The sequence below is a fragment of the Alteromonas sp. K632G genome, from assembly GCF_017653625.1.
In the GTDB taxonomy this organism is placed as follows: domain Bacteria; phylum Pseudomonadota; class Gammaproteobacteria; order Enterobacterales; family Alteromonadaceae; genus Alteromonas; species Alteromonas naphthalenivorans.
The window spans coordinates 89,760-105,813 of the sequence record NZ_JAGGDM010000010.1; the positions used below are offsets into that span (position 1 = coordinate 89,760).

Sequence of the window (16,054 nt, forward strand, 5' to 3'; positions counted from 1 at the left end):
ATTAAGGGCTTAAGTTTTCCTTAAGGTTTTTTACATACAATACTGCGCATCTTTACTTTCATACACGCGCCATATGCACCAGATAGAAGTTAGTGTAGTTCTTCCTGCAAAAAATGAAGCAAAAAATCTTCCTTCATTGCTATGGGAAATTACTCATTCAGTAACTCCTGAACAAACTGAAGTTATCGTAGTCGATGACGGTAGTGATGACGGCACATCTACATTACTGGCCACGTTGGCAGGATCATTCCCCCTTACTCTAAGGGTAATAGTGCATCCCTCCAGTTGCGGACAGAGCACTTCTGTTTATCACGGCGTTCTCGCTGCTCACGGAAAATGGGTTATTACATTAGACGCTGATGGTCAAAACGATCCTGCGGATATCCCAAAGTTAATCGAAACAGCTAAACAAGTAAACAGTCCCCACTTTTGCGTCATTGGTTATCGACAAAAAAGAAAAGATACAAGATGGAAACGCGTGCAATCTAAAGTGGCAAATCGCATTCGTCAGTATGTTTTAGATGATGATACACCTGATACGGGTTGTGGTTTAAAGCTGCTTCCACGACGTACCTTCCTATTGCTTCCTTATTTTGATCATATGCATCGATACATACCTGCCCTCACAAAACGTCTAGGTGGCAATATAGTGTGTGTGCCTGTGAATCATCGAGCTCGCCATGAAGGTCAATCAAATTACAATGCTTGGAATAGAGGTTGGGCTGGTGTTGTAGATATGCTCGGCGTCAGGTGGTTGATGTATCGCAATAAACTCGGTTCCATCAACGAGATATTCACGCATGAAAAGTGAGTGTTTTCCTCTTATGCGTACTGTCAGTATCTTGGTGAGTACCAGTTTGATGGCAGTGGTTTGTTACCTATCAGTTCAAGTAACCAGTGACATTCTTGCACATAGCGCCGATCCAAACTGGTTGATATCTTACATAGCGAAACTCAGCACGGAAGAAGTATTCTTGGTATTAAGTGCCTTTGTTGTATTAATGACACTGGGTATTCCCCGGCAAGCTGTTAGCTTTTTTTGTGGGGTTGGTTTTGGCTCATTTGAGGGTAGTATTATAGCGCTACTACTTACCTGTATCTCCGCAAGTACAGCCTATCTATTGGTACGCGGTCCTTTTAGAAAGCTCATAGCCAAAGCCATTCAATCAGAAGTTTTTGAGAACCGTTTTTCACAAATGCGCGTGAAACTCGTGAAGAGCAGCTTTCGAACAATACTCATGGTTCGACTATTTCCAATAGGCTCTAATGTTGCGACCAATGCTTTAGCTGGTGCGTTTCGAGTACCTTTTATTCCTTTCATTTCGGCAAGTGCGCTAGGATTTATTCCGCAAACCTTACTTTTCTCAATGCTAGGAGGTGGCTCACGTTATATTAATGCCGTTGAAAAACCTATTCATATAGCAGGCCTAGTAGTTAGCGTTTTGCTAATACTTTCAATGTTGCGCTTTACTCACAAGGACAACGCCAAGTGACAAATATATTTCGTCACGAGCGTAAGGTTTTCTTACTTTTTGTTGTTGCAGCCATCATTATTTTCAGTGGTTTAGGCTTTCGCGATGCCTGGCCGCCGGACGAACCACGTTTTGCTTTAGTTGCCAAGGAGATGGTGACAAGTGGTCAATGGCTGATTCCAATGCGTGGGGGAGAGATTTACCCTGATAAGCCCCCTGTATTTATGTGGGGTATCGCACTTTTCTACGTTTTGACTGGCAGTTTAAGCGTTGCAATGCTTTTACCTAATGCCATCGCAAGCCTCGTAACGTTGACAGTCACTTATCGTTTATCACGAGCTCTTGCTGATGAGAGAACAGCTATACTCAGCATGTTGCTGCTATTGTTGAGCCCACAGTTTCTAATTCAAGCCAAGTTTGCTCAAATAGATGCGTTGGTTGCTTGTTTTATTTGGGTTGGCATTTATGGCTTTATTCGCCATTTTTGTATAGCCGAAAGCTGGCGCTGCTATTTCATCGCGTGGGGCGCAATGGGTCTGGGAATTATTACTAAAGGCGTGGGTTTTTTGCCTATTTTTATCTTAATCCCCCTTTCTTTTTTAACCTTCAAAAAACAACTCCCCACAACAAGATGGAAAAAACGCGCATTACTAGGGCCCTTGGTTATGCTAGGTGTGGTCTTAGTTTGGCTTGGGCCTGTGCTTTATTTAGGCGCACATCAGCAAGACCCAACGATTCAGCAGTACTTATCAAATATTTTGCTGAAGCAGACAGCGCAGCGATATGCAAATGCTTGGCACCATATTGAGCCATGGTACTACTATATTTTCAAAGTTATTCCAGTGTTTTGGTTCCCCGCCCTCATAGTACTAGCATTTAAAGGTAAAGGCATAAAACGTCTCTTAAGCGACAACCCTGCCTATTTAGCGCTAGCAGTTTGGGTATTATTAGTCGTTGCATTCTTCAGTTTTAGCCCTGGGAAGCGCGGTGTTTATGTACTTCCAGCACTTCCTGCTGTGGCTATGATTTCGGGGTTATTACTCTCTCGAAGTGGCATCTCAAAAGCGATTGGTAATTTTGCGCGTTCTGTGACTCTTGTGATTTCGCTAGTTGTCTTCATTACTGGCACCGTGCTTTTGTTGAATGAAAAAACAGCAAGCTCCTTAATTTTACGCTTTCACAGCGACTTAAGTACTATTACCAAGTTAGGGGCCATATGCCTTCTAATAGGTATGATGGGTTTGTTCACACAGTTTTTAAATTTATCTAAACATCTCGTATCGTGGTTAGTGATAATAACTGTCATCCCATCGACAATGGGCGTATGGATACTCAATGAAATACGCACCCCATCACAACTGTTAGTGCGTGCTCAAACGCAGATGAGTTTTCTTTCGACCAGCATTGGTAACTTCGATGTGGGCATTGTCGACGTTAAGGAACAATACTTACTATATTCACCATTTCCCCTAGCTCACTTTGGTTACCATACCGAAAAAGAAAGAGAGAATGGCACTGCTTGGGCGTGGCTTAAAGCGCGGCCCGCTCGTTTTTTGTTAGCCCCTAAGGACTACCTATTTCAATGTGTTGATTTAGAAAAGGCATTATCTTTAGGTTTTGCACATCGAGACGAGTGGTTACTTATCTCTTCAGATGCTGCTTATGCGACATGTAGTCTACCTTCAGACGCTCCTGTTTACCGTTAGTAAGGAGTGAAAACGAAATCGACTGTTATGGATAGAGTGCCCGTCAACGCCAGTATAATGTCCAGCATTATTTTAGCACGGCAAGTTTTTGATTTAGCTTTTCTAAAAAAGTGACCCACTTAAGGTACTCTTAAGGTAGCGCGGTAATACTCATACTATCGAAGAACACAAGAGTGTACGTATGAGCCTTACTTTATCGGTAGCACCAACCCCCCTCGACGATGGGGTGGCATTTCAGCACAGAAGACAGCGCACATCACTTGCTTTTGTTGCTGCAAATCTTACTTACCCAGCAAGGCAACAAATTGAAACCTTTATCGCTAATGGCTTCGCTACTCGCTATAACGCGCATATCACTTCATTCATGCCTATGTTGTTTGCACTTGAATTTAACGGAGTAAAGGCTGCCGCCGGTGCGAGATGTAGTGCTACTGACAGCACCAACCACGCACTTTTCATCGAGCAGTACTTAGATAGCACTATTGAGGGAGAATTATTACGTCATGGAATTAGCACGCAAAGACACGAAATTGTAGAAGTAGGTAACTTATTTAGTTGTTCACCGCGATATACGCTACCACTTTTACTGTCACTGTTCTTTTTATTCTCTCAGCTTGGTAAAAAGCACGTGGTCTTTAGTGCGACGAAACAGGTAAAAAAACTTCTTCAAAATTCAGGTGTTTCGCTTATTTTCTTGGCACCCGCTGATGCAAGAAAACTGATATCCAGTCAAGATAACTGGGGTACGTATTACGATACAGCACCACAGGTAATAGCCCTGTCCCTCAAAGAAGTTACTCATCAGGTAGTGAACAGTGTACTTCTTCGTCAATACTATCAACAGGCAATTGGACTCATCACTGGTTCAAATTTCGAACAACAACTAAACGATGCCTTAGCTTGCTACCCAAAAGGAGCCTCGCATGTTGCTTGAACACTACTTAAACGGTGACGACTCAGCTATTGCGCTGAAGCATAATGATAAATCGTTGACGTACTTGGCACTTAAAGAAGCAGTTACTCACCTCGCCACTTGGATCATAAACAACAATGTGAGTCGCATTGCTATCGCCTTTGACAATAGTTTTGCGTGGGTGGTAGCTGACCTTGCATGCCAAGAAGCACAAGTTTGCTGCGTACCTATTCCACTGTTTTTCAGTGAGACGCAGCAGCGACATGTTATCGAAGAGAGTCAGTGTGAATGCCTACTTTCGAGCGGAACATTAACCTTATTTCCGGCGGCTAAAAAAGAAACCTTAAGTGATAGTTTAAACATTACTGGATATACACTAACTCCGTTCGCAACATCTGTGAATATGCCTAAAGACACTAATAAGATTACTTTTACCTCAGGGTCTACAGGCACGCCAAAAGGTGTGTGCCTTTCTAGCGAATCTCAGTGGCAAGTTGCAAAGTCTATTGATAGCGCTTTTCAACAGGACGAAGTCAATCATTTATGCATACTGCCTCTTTCCACATTGCTTGAAAATATAGCGGGTATTTACGCGCCACTACTTCATGGCGGTACTGTACAGCTTGCATCTGCAAGTGCGAGAGGTTTTGAAGGTAGTCGACTTGTAAACCCGCAAGCATTACTAAAGCTCATAGACAGTGTTCAGCCAACATCAATTATCTTAGTGCCAGAATTGCTCATGGTGCTTCTCGAAGCATGCTCAAAAGGCTGGCTGCCACCGACGTCGTTATCGTTTATAGCAGTTGGCGGTGCTCATGTTTCGCCTTTCTTATTGACTGAAGCACGAGCCAGAGGCTTACCGGTTTATGAAGGCTATGGCCTGTCAGAGGCTGTTTCGGTCTCGACACTCAATACACCAAACTGCAATGTGCCTGGTTCTGCAGGCAAAGCGCTTGGCCACAATACTCTTTATATAGACAAAGGCGAAGTTGTCGTGGCGGGCAATCACTTTTTAGGATATTTGAATCAACCAGAAAGTTTTTATCCACCCGAGGTGAGAACTGGGGACTTAGGTGTTATTAACGATGGCGTTCTAACGTTAAGTGGCCGTAAGAAAAATATTATGGTTAACAGCGCAGGTAGAAACGTGTCGCCGGAATGGATCGAATCTTTACTGATGGGGAGTGGATTATTGCGTCAGGCGCTCGTCTTCTGTGAAGCTCGCCCCCACTGTGTTGCTTTGATAGTGCCTTTATCACCTCAGATCTCAACGGACAGAATTAGAAAAGCCGTTGAACTGATTAATCAACAATTACCCGACTATGCACAAATAGAAAACTTTGATGTCGTTGCGCCGTTTACACCAGAAAATGGGTTATTAACTCAAACAGGTAAGGTCAAACGGGACGATGTAATCACTCATTACAGCTGCACTTTAGGCGCACTGTATTCACCCCCTCATATTATCTCGCATACTGGAAACAGTGCGTCTCAAAAGATTAACATTGGAGAGTAAATAGTGTCATTTTATCAACAACTTCAAGAAAGTACCGAGCAAGCTAGAAATGCGTTTTTACAAGTGCCAATAATTCAACGTTGTTTTAATAATGACTTTTCTCTTGATGATTATATCGCGTTCCTTCAACAGGCCTATCACCACGTTAAATTCACCGTCCCGCTTCTTATGGCTACTGGCGCGAAATTAACCGAAGACAAAGAATGGCTTCGCGAAGCAATTGGCGAATATATTGAAGAGGAAATGGGACACCAAGAGTGGATTTTAAACGACTTAGCAGCATGTGGGGTGGATAAGAACGAAGCTCGCTACGGCCAGCCTGCACCTGCTACTGAACTTATGGTTGCCTATGCGTTTGACGCCATTGCGCGTAAAAATCCACTTTATTTTTTTGGAATGGTGTTTGTACTGGAAGGCACAAGTATTGCGCTCGCTGATGCTACGGCAAAGCAAATCAAAGATAAGCTGTCGCTCCCCAAGTCAGCTTTCAAATATTTGACTTCACATGGTGCGCTTGACCAAGAGCATATAGTGTTCTTTGAGGGGTTAATGAACAAAATAGTCGCCCCGCAAGAGCAGGCCATGATCATACACAGCGCTAACATGTTTTATCGCTTGTATGGTGATATTTTTCGCGAACTTACGCCAGAACATGGTTTACGCCCCGTTGCACAAACTGCGTAACTTGTTGAACACTGTTTTAGGTAGGGATAACACAAGGTAAAGTATGATGAATATTCAATGGCAAAATCAAGTAATACTAGTAACAGGTGCCAGTGGTGGCATTGGACACGCCGTTGCTAAAGCATTTGATGAAAAAGGTGCGCACCTCATTCTAACTGGTAGAGATGAATTAAAGCTTAAACAGTTACAGCAGTCCCTCAAACACCAACATACTATTGTCGCTGCAGACATTTCGCACCATGTAGGTCGAGAAAAGCTTATTCACATTTGCGAACGTTTACCGGTAAGTATGCTGATTAACAATGCTGGTACAACCCATGTCGGTGAATTTACCAGTGCCCCTATTGAGTCAGTGGTGACAACTAACCTTTTGTCTCCCATGTTGCTTACCCAAGTTTTACTTCCCATTTTGGCGCAACGTCCTCATGCGCATGTCGTCAATGTTGGGTCAGCATTCGGTAGCATTGGTTTTGCCGCTCACAGTACTTATTGCGCGACGAAGTTTGCGCTTAAAGGTTGGAGTGAAGCCCTGCACCGCGAATATCACGACAGCAACATTCGGTTTCACTATTTGGCTCCAAGAGCGACCTCAACGGCAATAAATGACGAGAGAGCTGTTGCACTCAATAAAGCGCTGGGTAATCAAGTTGATACTCCAGAAGTTGTTGCACAAGCGCTTATTAAATTAGTAGAGCAAAACAAAACTCGCTTTAGCATCGGCTTTGCTGAGCGAATCTTTGCCAAATTGAATGGCATTCTTCCCACCATTGTAGATAACGCGTTGGCGAAAAAGCTACCCATTATTAAACACCACACATTCAGCAAAAGAGAGCAGAGTGCGTGCATAGACAACGCGCAAAATACTAACGAATTAACTAGTAAGTTGATTTAGTACCGGAGCGATCATGATGAAAAATTTAGCCTTTGTAACCCGAATTACTTTACTTACATTATCTCTGGGCTTTGTAAGTTACACATTTGCCCAAGATAACGTAAGACAGTCCGTAAACGAAGTATCAACCCCGTCGATGCAGCAAGAGATTCAGTCTCCTCTTTCCATACTTCAACACGAATGGGCTCATATCAACTATGAGTTGGAGGATAAGCAAAAAGAAAAAGCCTTTGTCACACTTATGGAAAAAGCGAAGCTTTTCGTTACTAAAAATCCCAACAATCCTGAGTTGATTATTTGGCAAGGCATTATTCAATCTAGCGCAGCAGGGGCTAAAGGCGGGTTAGGTGCACTCGAATACGCTAAAGCCGCGCGTAAAAGCTTTGAGCATGCTATGCGATTAGAAGAAAATGCCTTGGCAGGATCAGCCATGACAAGCCTCGGGGTACTTTATCATAAGCTACCGGGTTGGCCGATAAGCTTTGGCAATGACAAGAAAGCGGAGAAACTGTTAAAGCATGCCCTTGAAATCAACCCTAATGGCATTGATCCCAACTACTTTTACGCTGAATTTTTATATGACAATGGTAAGTACGACCAAGCACGAGCGTATGCAAAAAAAGCGAAACAAGCTCCTGCCAGAGCAGAACGCCCGCTTGCCGACTTGGGAAGAAAGCAAGAAATCTCTCGACTTGAAGATAAGTTAGCTCAAAAGAGCTAACGCTTTCATCGTCTAAATATTGCTCGTAATTTAAATGTTACGAGCTTACTTTCACTGTTACGAAAAAAGTTACTAACCGTTCTCAAAAAGAAAGCCTAAGGTGAAAATGTCCGGTTTACGTACACAACCGCCGCATACCAAAATAGCCCCGAAAGGCTCTTACTGCGCTTAGCTACCTATAAAATACCACAGCAAATAAAAAAGCCTATTCCCGCAGGAATAGGCCTTTTAGACAATTATCAATGTTGGCATCTATATCAGGGTTAGTAAATATTAAGGTATCTTCCTAACCCTGCTGCAAAATCCCAAACATCAATTTAAACCGCAGCACACACTCGCGTACCTTGGTCGATAGCACGTTTTGCATCTAGTTCTAATGCTTCATCGGCACCACCAATTAGGTGATAAGGCATATTAAGCCCTTCAACGATGTCGCGCATCGGCTCTTGGCCAGCACAAATAATTACGTTATCGACAGGAAGTAGTTGGCTTTCACCATTAACAGTAATATGTAAGCCTTCATCGTCAATTTTGTCGTAGGTTACGCCTGGAATCATTTTAACCCCTTTCGCTAACAACCCTACGCGGTGAGCCCAGCCCGTGGTTTTACCTAAGCCAGCCCCCACTTTGTTGGTTTTACGTTGTAGCAAGAATATCTCGCGACTAGACGGCTCAGGCTGTGGCTTGACCCCTTCAATCCCTGAACGCGCGGTAAAGGTCATATCAATACCCCACTCTTTCATAAACGCAGGAATATCCTGGCTTGGGGTCGATTTACCGTGTGATAAGAACTCGGCCGTATCGAAGCCGATACCACCGGCCCCAATAATGGCTACGCGCTGCCCTACTGGCTTTTTCGCTTTAAGCACGTCTAAGTAGCTCATCACTTTTTCATGCTCAACGCCTTCAATGGCAGGCGTGCGCGGTTTAATACCGGTGGCCACCATCACTTCATCAAAGCCTTCGTCGTTAAGCATGGCTGCATCAACTCTGGTGTTTAGCTTTAACGTAATATTTTTATGCAGCTCAATTTGACGAGCAAAATAACGCAAGGTTTCATAAAACTCTTCTTTACCCGGAATTTGTTTCGCTACATTGAATTGACCACCAATTTCGTTAGCACTATCGTAAATTACTACGTCGTGACCACGCTGGGCAGACGTTACGGCTGACGCTAAACCTGCTGGCCCTGCCCCAACTACCGCAATGCGTTTTTTGGTGTCGGCCGGCACAATGTTAAGCTCTAACTCGTGACACGCACGAGGGTTAACTAAACAGCTGGTTAACTTGCCATTAAATACATGGTCAAGGCAGGCTTGGTTACAGCCAATACAGGTGTTTATTTCGTCTGCGCGATTTTGCTGCGCTTTACGTACAAAATCCGAATCGGCCAAGAAAGGGCGTGCCATCGACACCATGTCGGCATCGCCGCGCGCCAACACTTCTTCCGCCACTTCCGGTGTATTAATTCTGTTTGACGTTATCACCGGAATGCTCAAGGCTTCACGGAACTTCGCTGTTACCCAGGTAAAAGCGGCTCTGGGTACTTTTGTCGCAATAGTAGGAATTCGGGCTTCATGCCAACCAATACCGGTATTGATGATAGTTGCACCGGCTTTTTCAATCTCTTTACCTAGCTGAACCACTTCTTCGTAGTTTGAGCCACCTTCAACAAGGTCTAGCATTGATAAACGGTAAATAATAATGAAGTGTTTACCCACTGCTTCGCGTACTCGACGAACCACTTCAATAGGTAGGCGGATACGGTTTTCATATTCGCCGCCCCAGTCATCATCTCTATGGTTGGTGCGCTTAGCAATAAATTGGTTTAAGAAGTAACCTTCAGAGCCCATAATTTCAACGCCATCGTAACCAGCACGCTGTGCTTGAGTGGCTGAAAATACAAAATCTTTAATTTGCTGTTCTATTTCGTCGTCTTCTAATGCCTTTGGCTTGAACGGATTAATGGGCGCTTGCACTGCAGAAGGCGCCACCAATTTATCGCTATAAGCATAACGACCGGTATGCAATATTTGCATACAAATTTTACCACCTGCAATATGCACGGCATCGGTCACTTCTTTATGGTGATTGATAGCTTCGTCTGTATCTAGTCGGCGAGTTGAAGGGTGGGTTGAGCCTTCTTCATTCGGGCCAATTCCACCGGTAACAATAAGGGCGACACCGCCTCTGGCACGCTCTGCATAAAACGCAGCCATGTGCTTATGGCCCTTTGGCATTTCTTCTAAGCCAGTATGCATAGAGCCCATTAGCACACGGTTTTTAAGCTGGGTAAAACCTAAATCTAACGGGCGAAATAAACTTGGGTATACAGGATGATCGGTAACGGTCGTATTCATCATAAATCCTTAACTAGTGCCTGTTTCTTAATGCTTCTATATTCTGTTTTTACAGCGTGTTTCTTGTAGGCTATTCGGTTGCCTGCACGCTAGTCTTTCATCTTATTTACTGCGCCATGAAGTGGCTCAAAATCAGGAAGCGATTGGGTTTTCTGTGCTTCCATGGCTTTCATCACATCTTCCATTTGGAACATGCCTGCCTGCCACGTTGCCATGTAAGTTAAGCTCTCAGCAGTAGTGTGCTCGTTCGCGTAATTAATCATGGTTTTAGTGCCTGCTACCGCAACGGGAGAATTCATCGCGATAGACTGCGCTAACTTAGTCACTTCGCTAAGCATGATATCTTGGTCATCAAATACCTTATTCACAAAGCCTAACTGCTGGGCTTCTTGGGCGCCAAAATTACGGCCGGTGTACGCCAACTCTTTCACAACACCAATAGGAATAAGCTTAGGTAAACGTTGTAAAGTACCTACGTCGGCGGTCATGCCTAATTGCGTTTCTTTTATAGTAAAGAAGGCATCGCTGGTGCAATAACGCATGTCACAGGCGCTAAGCAAATCTACTGCGCCGCCAATGGCACCGCCCTGTACTGCCCCAATAACAGGCATACGAGCTTGCTCTATCGCCGTAAAGCTATCTTGCAATAGCATCACCATACGGCGCATGCGCTCTGCACGCCTTGATGGGTCGCCTTTAAAGTCTTTCGCCATATTCAAAAATACCGACAAGTCCATGCCAGCTGAAAAATGCTTTCCGGTAGAAGAAATGATAATAACGCGGGCGGTGCCCTCGTCGTCTATCGCGCGAATGGCAGCGGGGAATTCTGTCCAAAAGGCAGGATTCATACTGTTCATGGCTTCTGGCCTGTTTAACACGACCTTTGCAATATACCCTTCTTGTATCACTTCAAGGGTAGAATACGGGTTTTCTTGCGACATTGACTCGGCTTCCATTTCACTCTCCTGTTAACATTTTTGCAAACTAGACGGCGTCAAGATAAAATGCAATGTTGACACTGTCAAGATAAAACGTTATCTATTCGTCTCAACCATAAAATAGGGTTTGGTTTACACCAGTATGACAAACGCAGCACAAACTTATCATCATGGCGATTTGCGCACCGCTTTATTAGAAGCGGCGACGAAACGGGTGGCAGAATTCGGTATAGACAGCTTATCACTTAGAAAGCTTGCGGAAGATGCTGGTGTGTCGCGAACCGCGCCCTATCATCACTTTAAAGATAAAAGCGCCTTGTTAAGCGCCATTGCGGCCAAAGGTTTTAGCCAGTGGCATACCAACGCCAAGCGAATTTTCGAACAACACGACGTGACACCACAAGCGCGGTTTCGTCAGTTTATTCATGAGTATATAGGCTACGCAGCGGACAACCCGCAAATGTATGAGCTGATGTTTGGTCGTACTATTTGGCACGACAATGGCGCAACACAAGGGCTAAAAGAAGTGGCTTACCCTTGCTTTCAGTTCCAAGTAGATATGACAAAATACTGGCAGCAAACAGGCCTACTACCAGCAGGGCAAGACGCACTTCGCATGGCTCAGGTAACATGGGGCACCTTGCATGGTATTGCACGGTTATTAATTGATGGGATATATGCTGATCGCAGCCACATTGATGAAATGTGTGACTGCGCCGCCGATTTGTTCATGCAAGTATCGAAAAGCTAAGACATCAGTTAAATGGGCGCAGTAAGCCCTTCATGCTCAGCTTTAATAAAATCTACCGCTCGTTCTGCAATCATGATGGTAGGCGCGTTGGTATTTCCGCCAATAAGGCTTGGCATCACAGAGGCATCTACCACACGCAGGCCTTTTACGCCGCGCACTTTAAGCTGATTGTCGACCACGGCCATAGGGTCGTCGTCACTCCCCATTTTACAAGTACCGATAGGATGATAAATGGTTTCAGCCCGCTCCCTTAGAAACTCAAGAAGCGCTTCATCAGACTCAGCATCAGTGCCTGGATGCAGTTCACTGCCTTCAAATTTATCAAACGTAGGTGCAGCTAACAGCTTTCTTGCCATTCGTATGCCTTCAATCATTACTTGTCTATCTTCAGGTTCCGTGAGGTAACCTGGATCGATAAGCGGGTGATCGGCAGGATGGCTGCTTTGCAGCGTAATACTGCCCCTGCTTTTAGGGTACAAACAACACACATGCACGCCGTACCCATAACCAAAGGCAAACTTTCGCCCGTGATCATCTAATATAGCGGGCAAGAAATGAAATTGAATGTCTGGGCCTCGGGTAGCAAGGCTTGAACTTACAAAACCACCCGCTTCAGCCACATTAGAAGAATAAATTCCCTTACGGTGAAAAAGATAATCGTACGAGGCCTTTAGGTAAGAGGGTAATGCACCAGCAGCAATCGCATAACCTTCTCGTGCTTTACAGGTAAATTGAACAATAGCGTCTAGGTGGTCTTGTAAATTTTGCCCCACCCCTGGCAGGTCATTCATGACATAAATGCCTTTGTCTTCCAATTCGTTTCTTGGCCCGATACCGGAAAGCATAAGTAGTTGGGGAGAGTTGATAGCGCCGCCGCAGAGTATTACTTCGCTATTAGCCGCTTCACGGTTAATAGAATACCGCGCAATTTTGCCTTTTTCTCGTACTTGCACGCCAATGGCTCTGTTGTCGTCAAATAGTACTTTTTCCGCGGCCACACCGGTAAGTACAGTAAGATTATTGCGGTGAAGTGCTTGGCTTAAATAGCCTTTTGCGGTTGAGCAGCGCTGTCCGTTGACTTGGGTAACATGATAATAGCCAATGCCTTCACGTATATCGCGGTTGAAATCATCTACAACATTAAAATCTGCGTGGCTTGCGGCTTCAACGAAAGCATCGGAAAGCACACTGGTGTGCTTAAGTTGAGAAACATGCAGCGGCCCACCTTCTCCATGAAACTCGTCTTCACCTTTGAAGAAGTTTTCAGAGCGCTTGAAGTAAGGTAGTACGTCCTCAAAACCCCAGCCAGCTGCGCCCTGCTCTACCCAATAATCGTAGTCTTCTTTTTGACCACGAATGTAACACATAGCATTAACGGAACTGCTGCCGCCTAGTGTTTTTCCTCGAGGCCAAAATAGCTCACGATCGTATAGTTCTTTTTGTGGTGCGGTATGATACCCCCACCCTATGCCTTCAAATCGGCTTAATAGCGATAAACCAAAAGGAATATGAATAAGCGGGTTAGTGTCTTTCGTACCGGCTTCTAGCATAAGAATTTTCAGAGCTGGGTTTTCAGATAATCGTGCCGCTAATACCGCACCTGCAGACCCACCACCTACGATGATATAGTCATACTTACCCTGAATCTCATTCATGCATTGCTCCAAAACACTTTTACGCGGTGAAATACTCAGTTAATGCCTGTATTACTATGCAATTACGAATTGTAGGCGCATGACTGAGCTGTGCCGACTCTTATTATTAGATGCTTAGTATTAGTCACTTATTGTCAAAAATAAAATGATATGCAGCATTGTGGTAAGACCAGACTATCAAAATAAACAGCCCATCCAAAAGTGATATGTTATATATTTTAAAAACTGTTTTATGTATAACGAGTTAAGTCCATCACACCCCGTTTAAGTAAATAAACGCATAGCATGAAAAAATGAAACTAGGTTTACGCGACAAAGGTATGCTTCTTATTTCCCAGCTTTTAATCAAGCTAGGAAGGCTTCGCTACGACCAGTTTTCAGCCGATGAGCTCAATGCTTTATTGTCTGAAAATCTGCCTCAATCGTTCCCCTTAGCCATACCCGCAGGCCAAGCACATGTGGCGGTAAACAGTGGTAAATTGACCTTTAATGCCCCAGACAACCGCCTATGCATTCAATTATTAGCGTCAATAACCATTAACGTTGCTGAAACGACCATTTACCGTGCCCACCTTATCATTACGCTAAGTGCCTCACCGGATTACAACAAACATGAATCTACCCTTTATTTTATCGATAAGCAGGTAGACAACATTATTATGGTGAACGACGACTACGCCTTATTAAAAGACACCCAATTTTTACTTTCTCGCTTTGTACCCGGCAATTTAGATTCGCTGTTGGGTCGCTCGTTAAAAAATATATTATCACTGGTAACCGTGGGTACTTCCGACCAAGCGGTAGAATATTTGAAGCTATATTTAAGCGGCTCGAAACAAGCCGTACTTGATTTCCATAAGCCTCAAATTGAAAAAGCCATATTGGATAAAATGGCTACACTTCCTCTTCACCATATAATGCGCGAAGATCAATGGCGGGAAGTACTTTTTGCACGCTATGGAAAAACAGTTAGGGTCGAACCATCTTCGCTTCGGTTCTATTTTTAGTGTTCGCTAACAATCGACACAGGCACCGACTCTTCATGTTCCCCTATATCAGTAATGCGCAGCCGAGGGTTATCTATGCATGCCTCCAACATCTCGAAAGCTTCTTGCACATAACCGGCTAACGGCTTCAGTGTACTTATATTTTTGTTGCAGCAAACAATACCTACATTGGCCACCCCTGCGTAGGTCATCAATGTGATATTTACCCCGCCGCCTGGGGTCATGGTGGAAATGGGATAACAGGCAAGTAACTTACTGTCTTTTAAATACCGCGTATCTCGTGGGCCAGGTATGTTCGATACCAAAATATTAGCGATAGGTTTAACCACATTGGAAATTTTAAGCCATTCAAATACCAAGGCTAAAGATTGGATCACGATGGTGTAGCCACTAAAGGAAGCTGGGCGGGCTCGCATCGCGGCATGTTTTACGATTCTATGGTTAATAATAATCTGGCGTAAACGAAGATAAGGGTCTTGATCGCCATGGGCTAGCTGTACCGGCACAATAGCAATTTTATTGCCTGTGGTTTTCTCTCCCGGTTTTCGAAGGTTTATAGGCATATTGGTATACAGTGCTTTTTTAAAAACCTGACCATGATCCTGAAGTAACCGGTGAACCCCAATATCAAAAGCGCACAGAAGAATTTCATTGGCTGATGCTCGCGTGCGTCTAGCTAAGGCTTTTACCCGTTTAAAATCGATATCTGTGGTAGTGACTACCCTTCCCGCTACCACCTGCCCCGTTAGCACGGTTTTCGTACCTGAAAAAGGCACAGGCATGTAATGAGGGTTCACTCTCAACAGTTTTAAAAAAATGCGTATTAAAATGATAAGTAAATCGAAGCCCGTTTTTATGGCGCTTCCTACACTCACTAAGCGTTTGTAGAAACTGGTGGAATCATTGCGTTTATGACGGAGTCGTTTCACCGCCCAAATAGGCGTGAATTCAGAATTATTGGAAGCAGAAACATAACAAGATTGAAACCACCTTACTAAGGTCGCGCCATCGCCATACATATGGTGTACCTTGGCGTAAATGGCATAAGTACTACTGTTAGTATCGAAGATGAAATGGTATTGCCACAGAGGTTTATCAGGGTCTAATCGTGCAGCGTGCAATTGCGCAACAAAATCATCTAGATTCTGTCGGTCACTCACATCGTCAATGTGATGCAATTGAACATGATAATCCATGTTCAGATGTTTCACTGGCGAAAGCCCTACCGGATAGCCTAGCACGGTTTTTACAACGCAATTAAACGGTGACGTCCCTTTTGCAAACCCTTTAATTTCATTATAAATAGCAGGTACATATTCAGGGCTTTTCGCGCCTTCGGGCATCTCTAGTAGCTGAAGACATCCAACATGTTTAGGGTTGTCGTCGGATTCCGTTATCCAAAAGGACTTATCAAGAAAACTAAGTGTTTTACTCATCGA

The 16,054-nt window shown here is 44.2% G+C and carries 14 protein-coding genes; 10 read left to right on the forward strand and 4 right to left on the reverse strand.

Going from position 1 to position 16,054, the window contains the following annotated elements:
- The first annotated feature begins 73 nt into the window (after window positions 1-73).
- From J5X92_RS11460 to J5X92_RS11495, 8 genes are all read left to right on the forward strand, one after another.
- Entirely contained in the window at window positions 74-811 is a 738-nt protein-coding gene (locus J5X92_RS11460) for a glycosyltransferase family 2 protein (protein ID WP_013783475.1), read from the forward strand.
- Window positions 801-1,493, forward strand: a complete 693-nt coding sequence (locus J5X92_RS11465; protein WP_013783474.1) for a VTT domain-containing protein — start codon at window positions 801-803, stop codon at window positions 1,491-1,493. Before J5X92_RS11460 ends, J5X92_RS11465 begins: the two co-directional genes overlap by 11 nt.
- Window positions 1,490-3,178 carry a glycosyltransferase family 39 protein gene (locus tag J5X92_RS11470; RefSeq protein WP_013783473.1) on the forward strand — a complete coding sequence of 563 codons (1,689 nt, stop codon included), beginning with the start codon at window positions 1,490-1,492 and terminating at the stop codon, window positions 3,176-3,178. The genes J5X92_RS11465 and J5X92_RS11470 overlap by 4 nt, the downstream gene beginning before the upstream one ends.
- Before the next feature lie 181 nt (window positions 3,179-3,359).
- Window positions 3,360-4,112 carry a thermostable hemolysin gene (locus J5X92_RS11475; protein ID WP_013783472.1) on the forward strand — a complete coding sequence of 251 codons (753 nt, stop codon included), beginning with the start codon at window positions 3,360-3,362 and terminating at the stop codon, window positions 4,110-4,112.
- Complete coding sequence (locus tag J5X92_RS11480; protein WP_126871435.1) at window positions 4,102-5,607, forward strand: AMP-binding protein; 1,506 nt, start codon at window positions 4,102-4,104, stop codon at window positions 5,605-5,607. Before J5X92_RS11475 ends, J5X92_RS11480 begins: the two co-directional genes overlap by 11 nt.
- Before the next feature lie 3 nt (window positions 5,608-5,610).
- Window positions 5,611-6,291 (forward strand): iron-containing redox enzyme family protein, encoded by a 681-nt coding sequence (locus J5X92_RS11485; protein WP_013783470.1) that lies wholly within the window; start codon window positions 5,611-5,613, stop codon window positions 6,289-6,291.
- 46 nt (window positions 6,292-6,337) lie between these two features.
- Window positions 6,338-7,183: an SDR family oxidoreductase gene (locus J5X92_RS11490; protein ID WP_312847911.1), complete on the forward strand. Its 846-nt coding sequence runs from the start codon at window positions 6,338-6,340 to the stop codon at window positions 7,181-7,183.
- A 13-nt stretch (window positions 7,184-7,196) separates the two neighbouring features.
- Window positions 7,197-7,904, forward strand: coding sequence for a tetratricopeptide repeat protein (locus J5X92_RS11495; protein WP_126871433.1), 708 nt, complete (start codon window positions 7,197-7,199; stop codon window positions 7,902-7,904).
- A 317-nt stretch (window positions 7,905-8,221) separates the two neighbouring features.
- Here J5X92_RS11495 and J5X92_RS11500 read toward each other — a convergent pair whose 3' ends face one another.
- On the reverse strand, window positions 8,222-10,264 hold the full coding sequence (locus tag J5X92_RS11500; RefSeq protein WP_013783466.1) for an NADPH-dependent 2,4-dienoyl-CoA reductase: 2,043 nt from the start codon (window positions 10,262-10,264) through the stop codon (window positions 8,222-8,224).
- Window positions 10,265-10,353: 89 nt separating this feature from the next.
- Complete coding sequence (locus J5X92_RS11505; RefSeq protein WP_126871432.1) at window positions 10,354-11,220, reverse strand: crotonase/enoyl-CoA hydratase family protein; 867 nt, start codon at window positions 11,218-11,220, stop codon at window positions 10,354-10,356.
- Window positions 11,221-11,344: 124 nt separating this feature from the next.
- Between J5X92_RS11505 and J5X92_RS11510 the strand changes: the two genes are divergently transcribed.
- Complete coding sequence (locus J5X92_RS11510) at window positions 11,345-11,953, forward strand: TetR/AcrR family transcriptional regulator (RefSeq protein ID WP_013783464.1); 609 nt, start codon at window positions 11,345-11,347, stop codon at window positions 11,951-11,953.
- Window positions 11,954-11,961: 8 nt separating this feature from the next.
- Here the strand turns inward: J5X92_RS11510 and J5X92_RS11515 are convergent, their stop codons facing one another.
- On the reverse strand, window positions 11,962-13,608 hold the full coding sequence (locus J5X92_RS11515) for a choline dehydrogenase (RefSeq protein ID WP_013783463.1): 1,647 nt from the start codon (window positions 13,606-13,608) through the stop codon (window positions 11,962-11,964).
- Between the two features lie 293 nt (window positions 13,609-13,901).
- Here J5X92_RS11515 and J5X92_RS11520 point away from each other — a divergent pair, with 293 nt between their 5' ends.
- The gene (locus J5X92_RS11520; protein WP_126871431.1) at window positions 13,902-14,615 is read left to right on the forward strand and encodes a DUF1439 domain-containing protein; all 714 of its coding nucleotides are present in this window, start codon (window positions 13,902-13,904) and stop codon (window positions 14,613-14,615) included.
- On the opposite strand, the gene J5X92_RS11525 is transcribed toward J5X92_RS11520, so the two are convergent.
- Window positions 14,612-16,051 (reverse strand): wax ester/triacylglycerol synthase domain-containing protein, encoded by a 1,440-nt coding sequence (locus J5X92_RS11525; protein ID WP_126871430.1) that lies wholly within the window; start codon window positions 16,049-16,051, stop codon window positions 14,612-14,614. The genes J5X92_RS11520 and J5X92_RS11525 overlap by 4 nt on opposite strands.
- Between the last annotated feature and the right edge of the window lie 3 nt (window positions 16,052-16,054).

What these genes read in the sequence shown, in the direction of transcription:
- J5X92_RS11475 (WP_013783472.1), top strand. Translation starts at nt 3,360, where the DNA reads ATGAGCCTTACTTTATCGGTAGCACCAACCCCCCTCGACGATGGGGTG.
- J5X92_RS11510 (WP_013783464.1), top strand. Translation starts at nt 11,345, where the DNA reads ATGACAAACGCAGCACAAACTTATCATCATGGCGATTTGCGCACCGCT.
- J5X92_RS11495 (WP_126871433.1), top strand. Translation starts at nt 7,197, where the DNA reads ATGATGAAAAATTTAGCCTTTGTAACCCGAATTACTTTACTTACATTA.
- J5X92_RS11505 (WP_126871432.1), bottom strand. Translation starts at nt 11,220, where the DNA reads ATGGAAGCCGAGTCAATGTCGCAAGAAAACCCGTATTCTACCCTTGAA.
- J5X92_RS11520 (WP_126871431.1), top strand. Translation starts at nt 13,902, where the DNA reads ATGAAACTAGGTTTACGCGACAAAGGTATGCTTCTTATTTCCCAGCTT.
- J5X92_RS11515 (WP_013783463.1), bottom strand. Translation starts at nt 13,608, where the DNA reads ATGAATGAGATTCAGGGTAAGTATGACTATATCATCGTAGGTGGTGGG.
- J5X92_RS11465 (WP_013783474.1), top strand. Translation starts at nt 801, where the DNA reads ATGAAAAGTGAGTGTTTTCCTCTTATGCGTACTGTCAGTATCTTGGTG.
- J5X92_RS11500 (WP_013783466.1), bottom strand. Translation starts at nt 10,264, where the DNA reads ATGAATACGACCGTTACCGATCATCCTGTATACCCAAGTTTATTTCGC.
- J5X92_RS11490 (WP_312847911.1), top strand. Translation starts at nt 6,338, where the DNA reads ATGAATATTCAATGGCAAAATCAAGTAATACTAGTAACAGGTGCCAGT.
- J5X92_RS11480 (WP_126871435.1), top strand. Translation starts at nt 4,102, where the DNA reads ATGTTGCTTGAACACTACTTAAACGGTGACGACTCAGCTATTGCGCTG.
- J5X92_RS11460 (WP_013783475.1), top strand. Translation starts at nt 74, where the DNA reads ATGCACCAGATAGAAGTTAGTGTAGTTCTTCCTGCAAAAAATGAAGCA.
- J5X92_RS11525 (WP_126871430.1), bottom strand. Translation starts at nt 16,051, where the DNA reads ATGAGTAAAACACTTAGTTTTCTTGATAAGTCCTTTTGGATAACGGAA.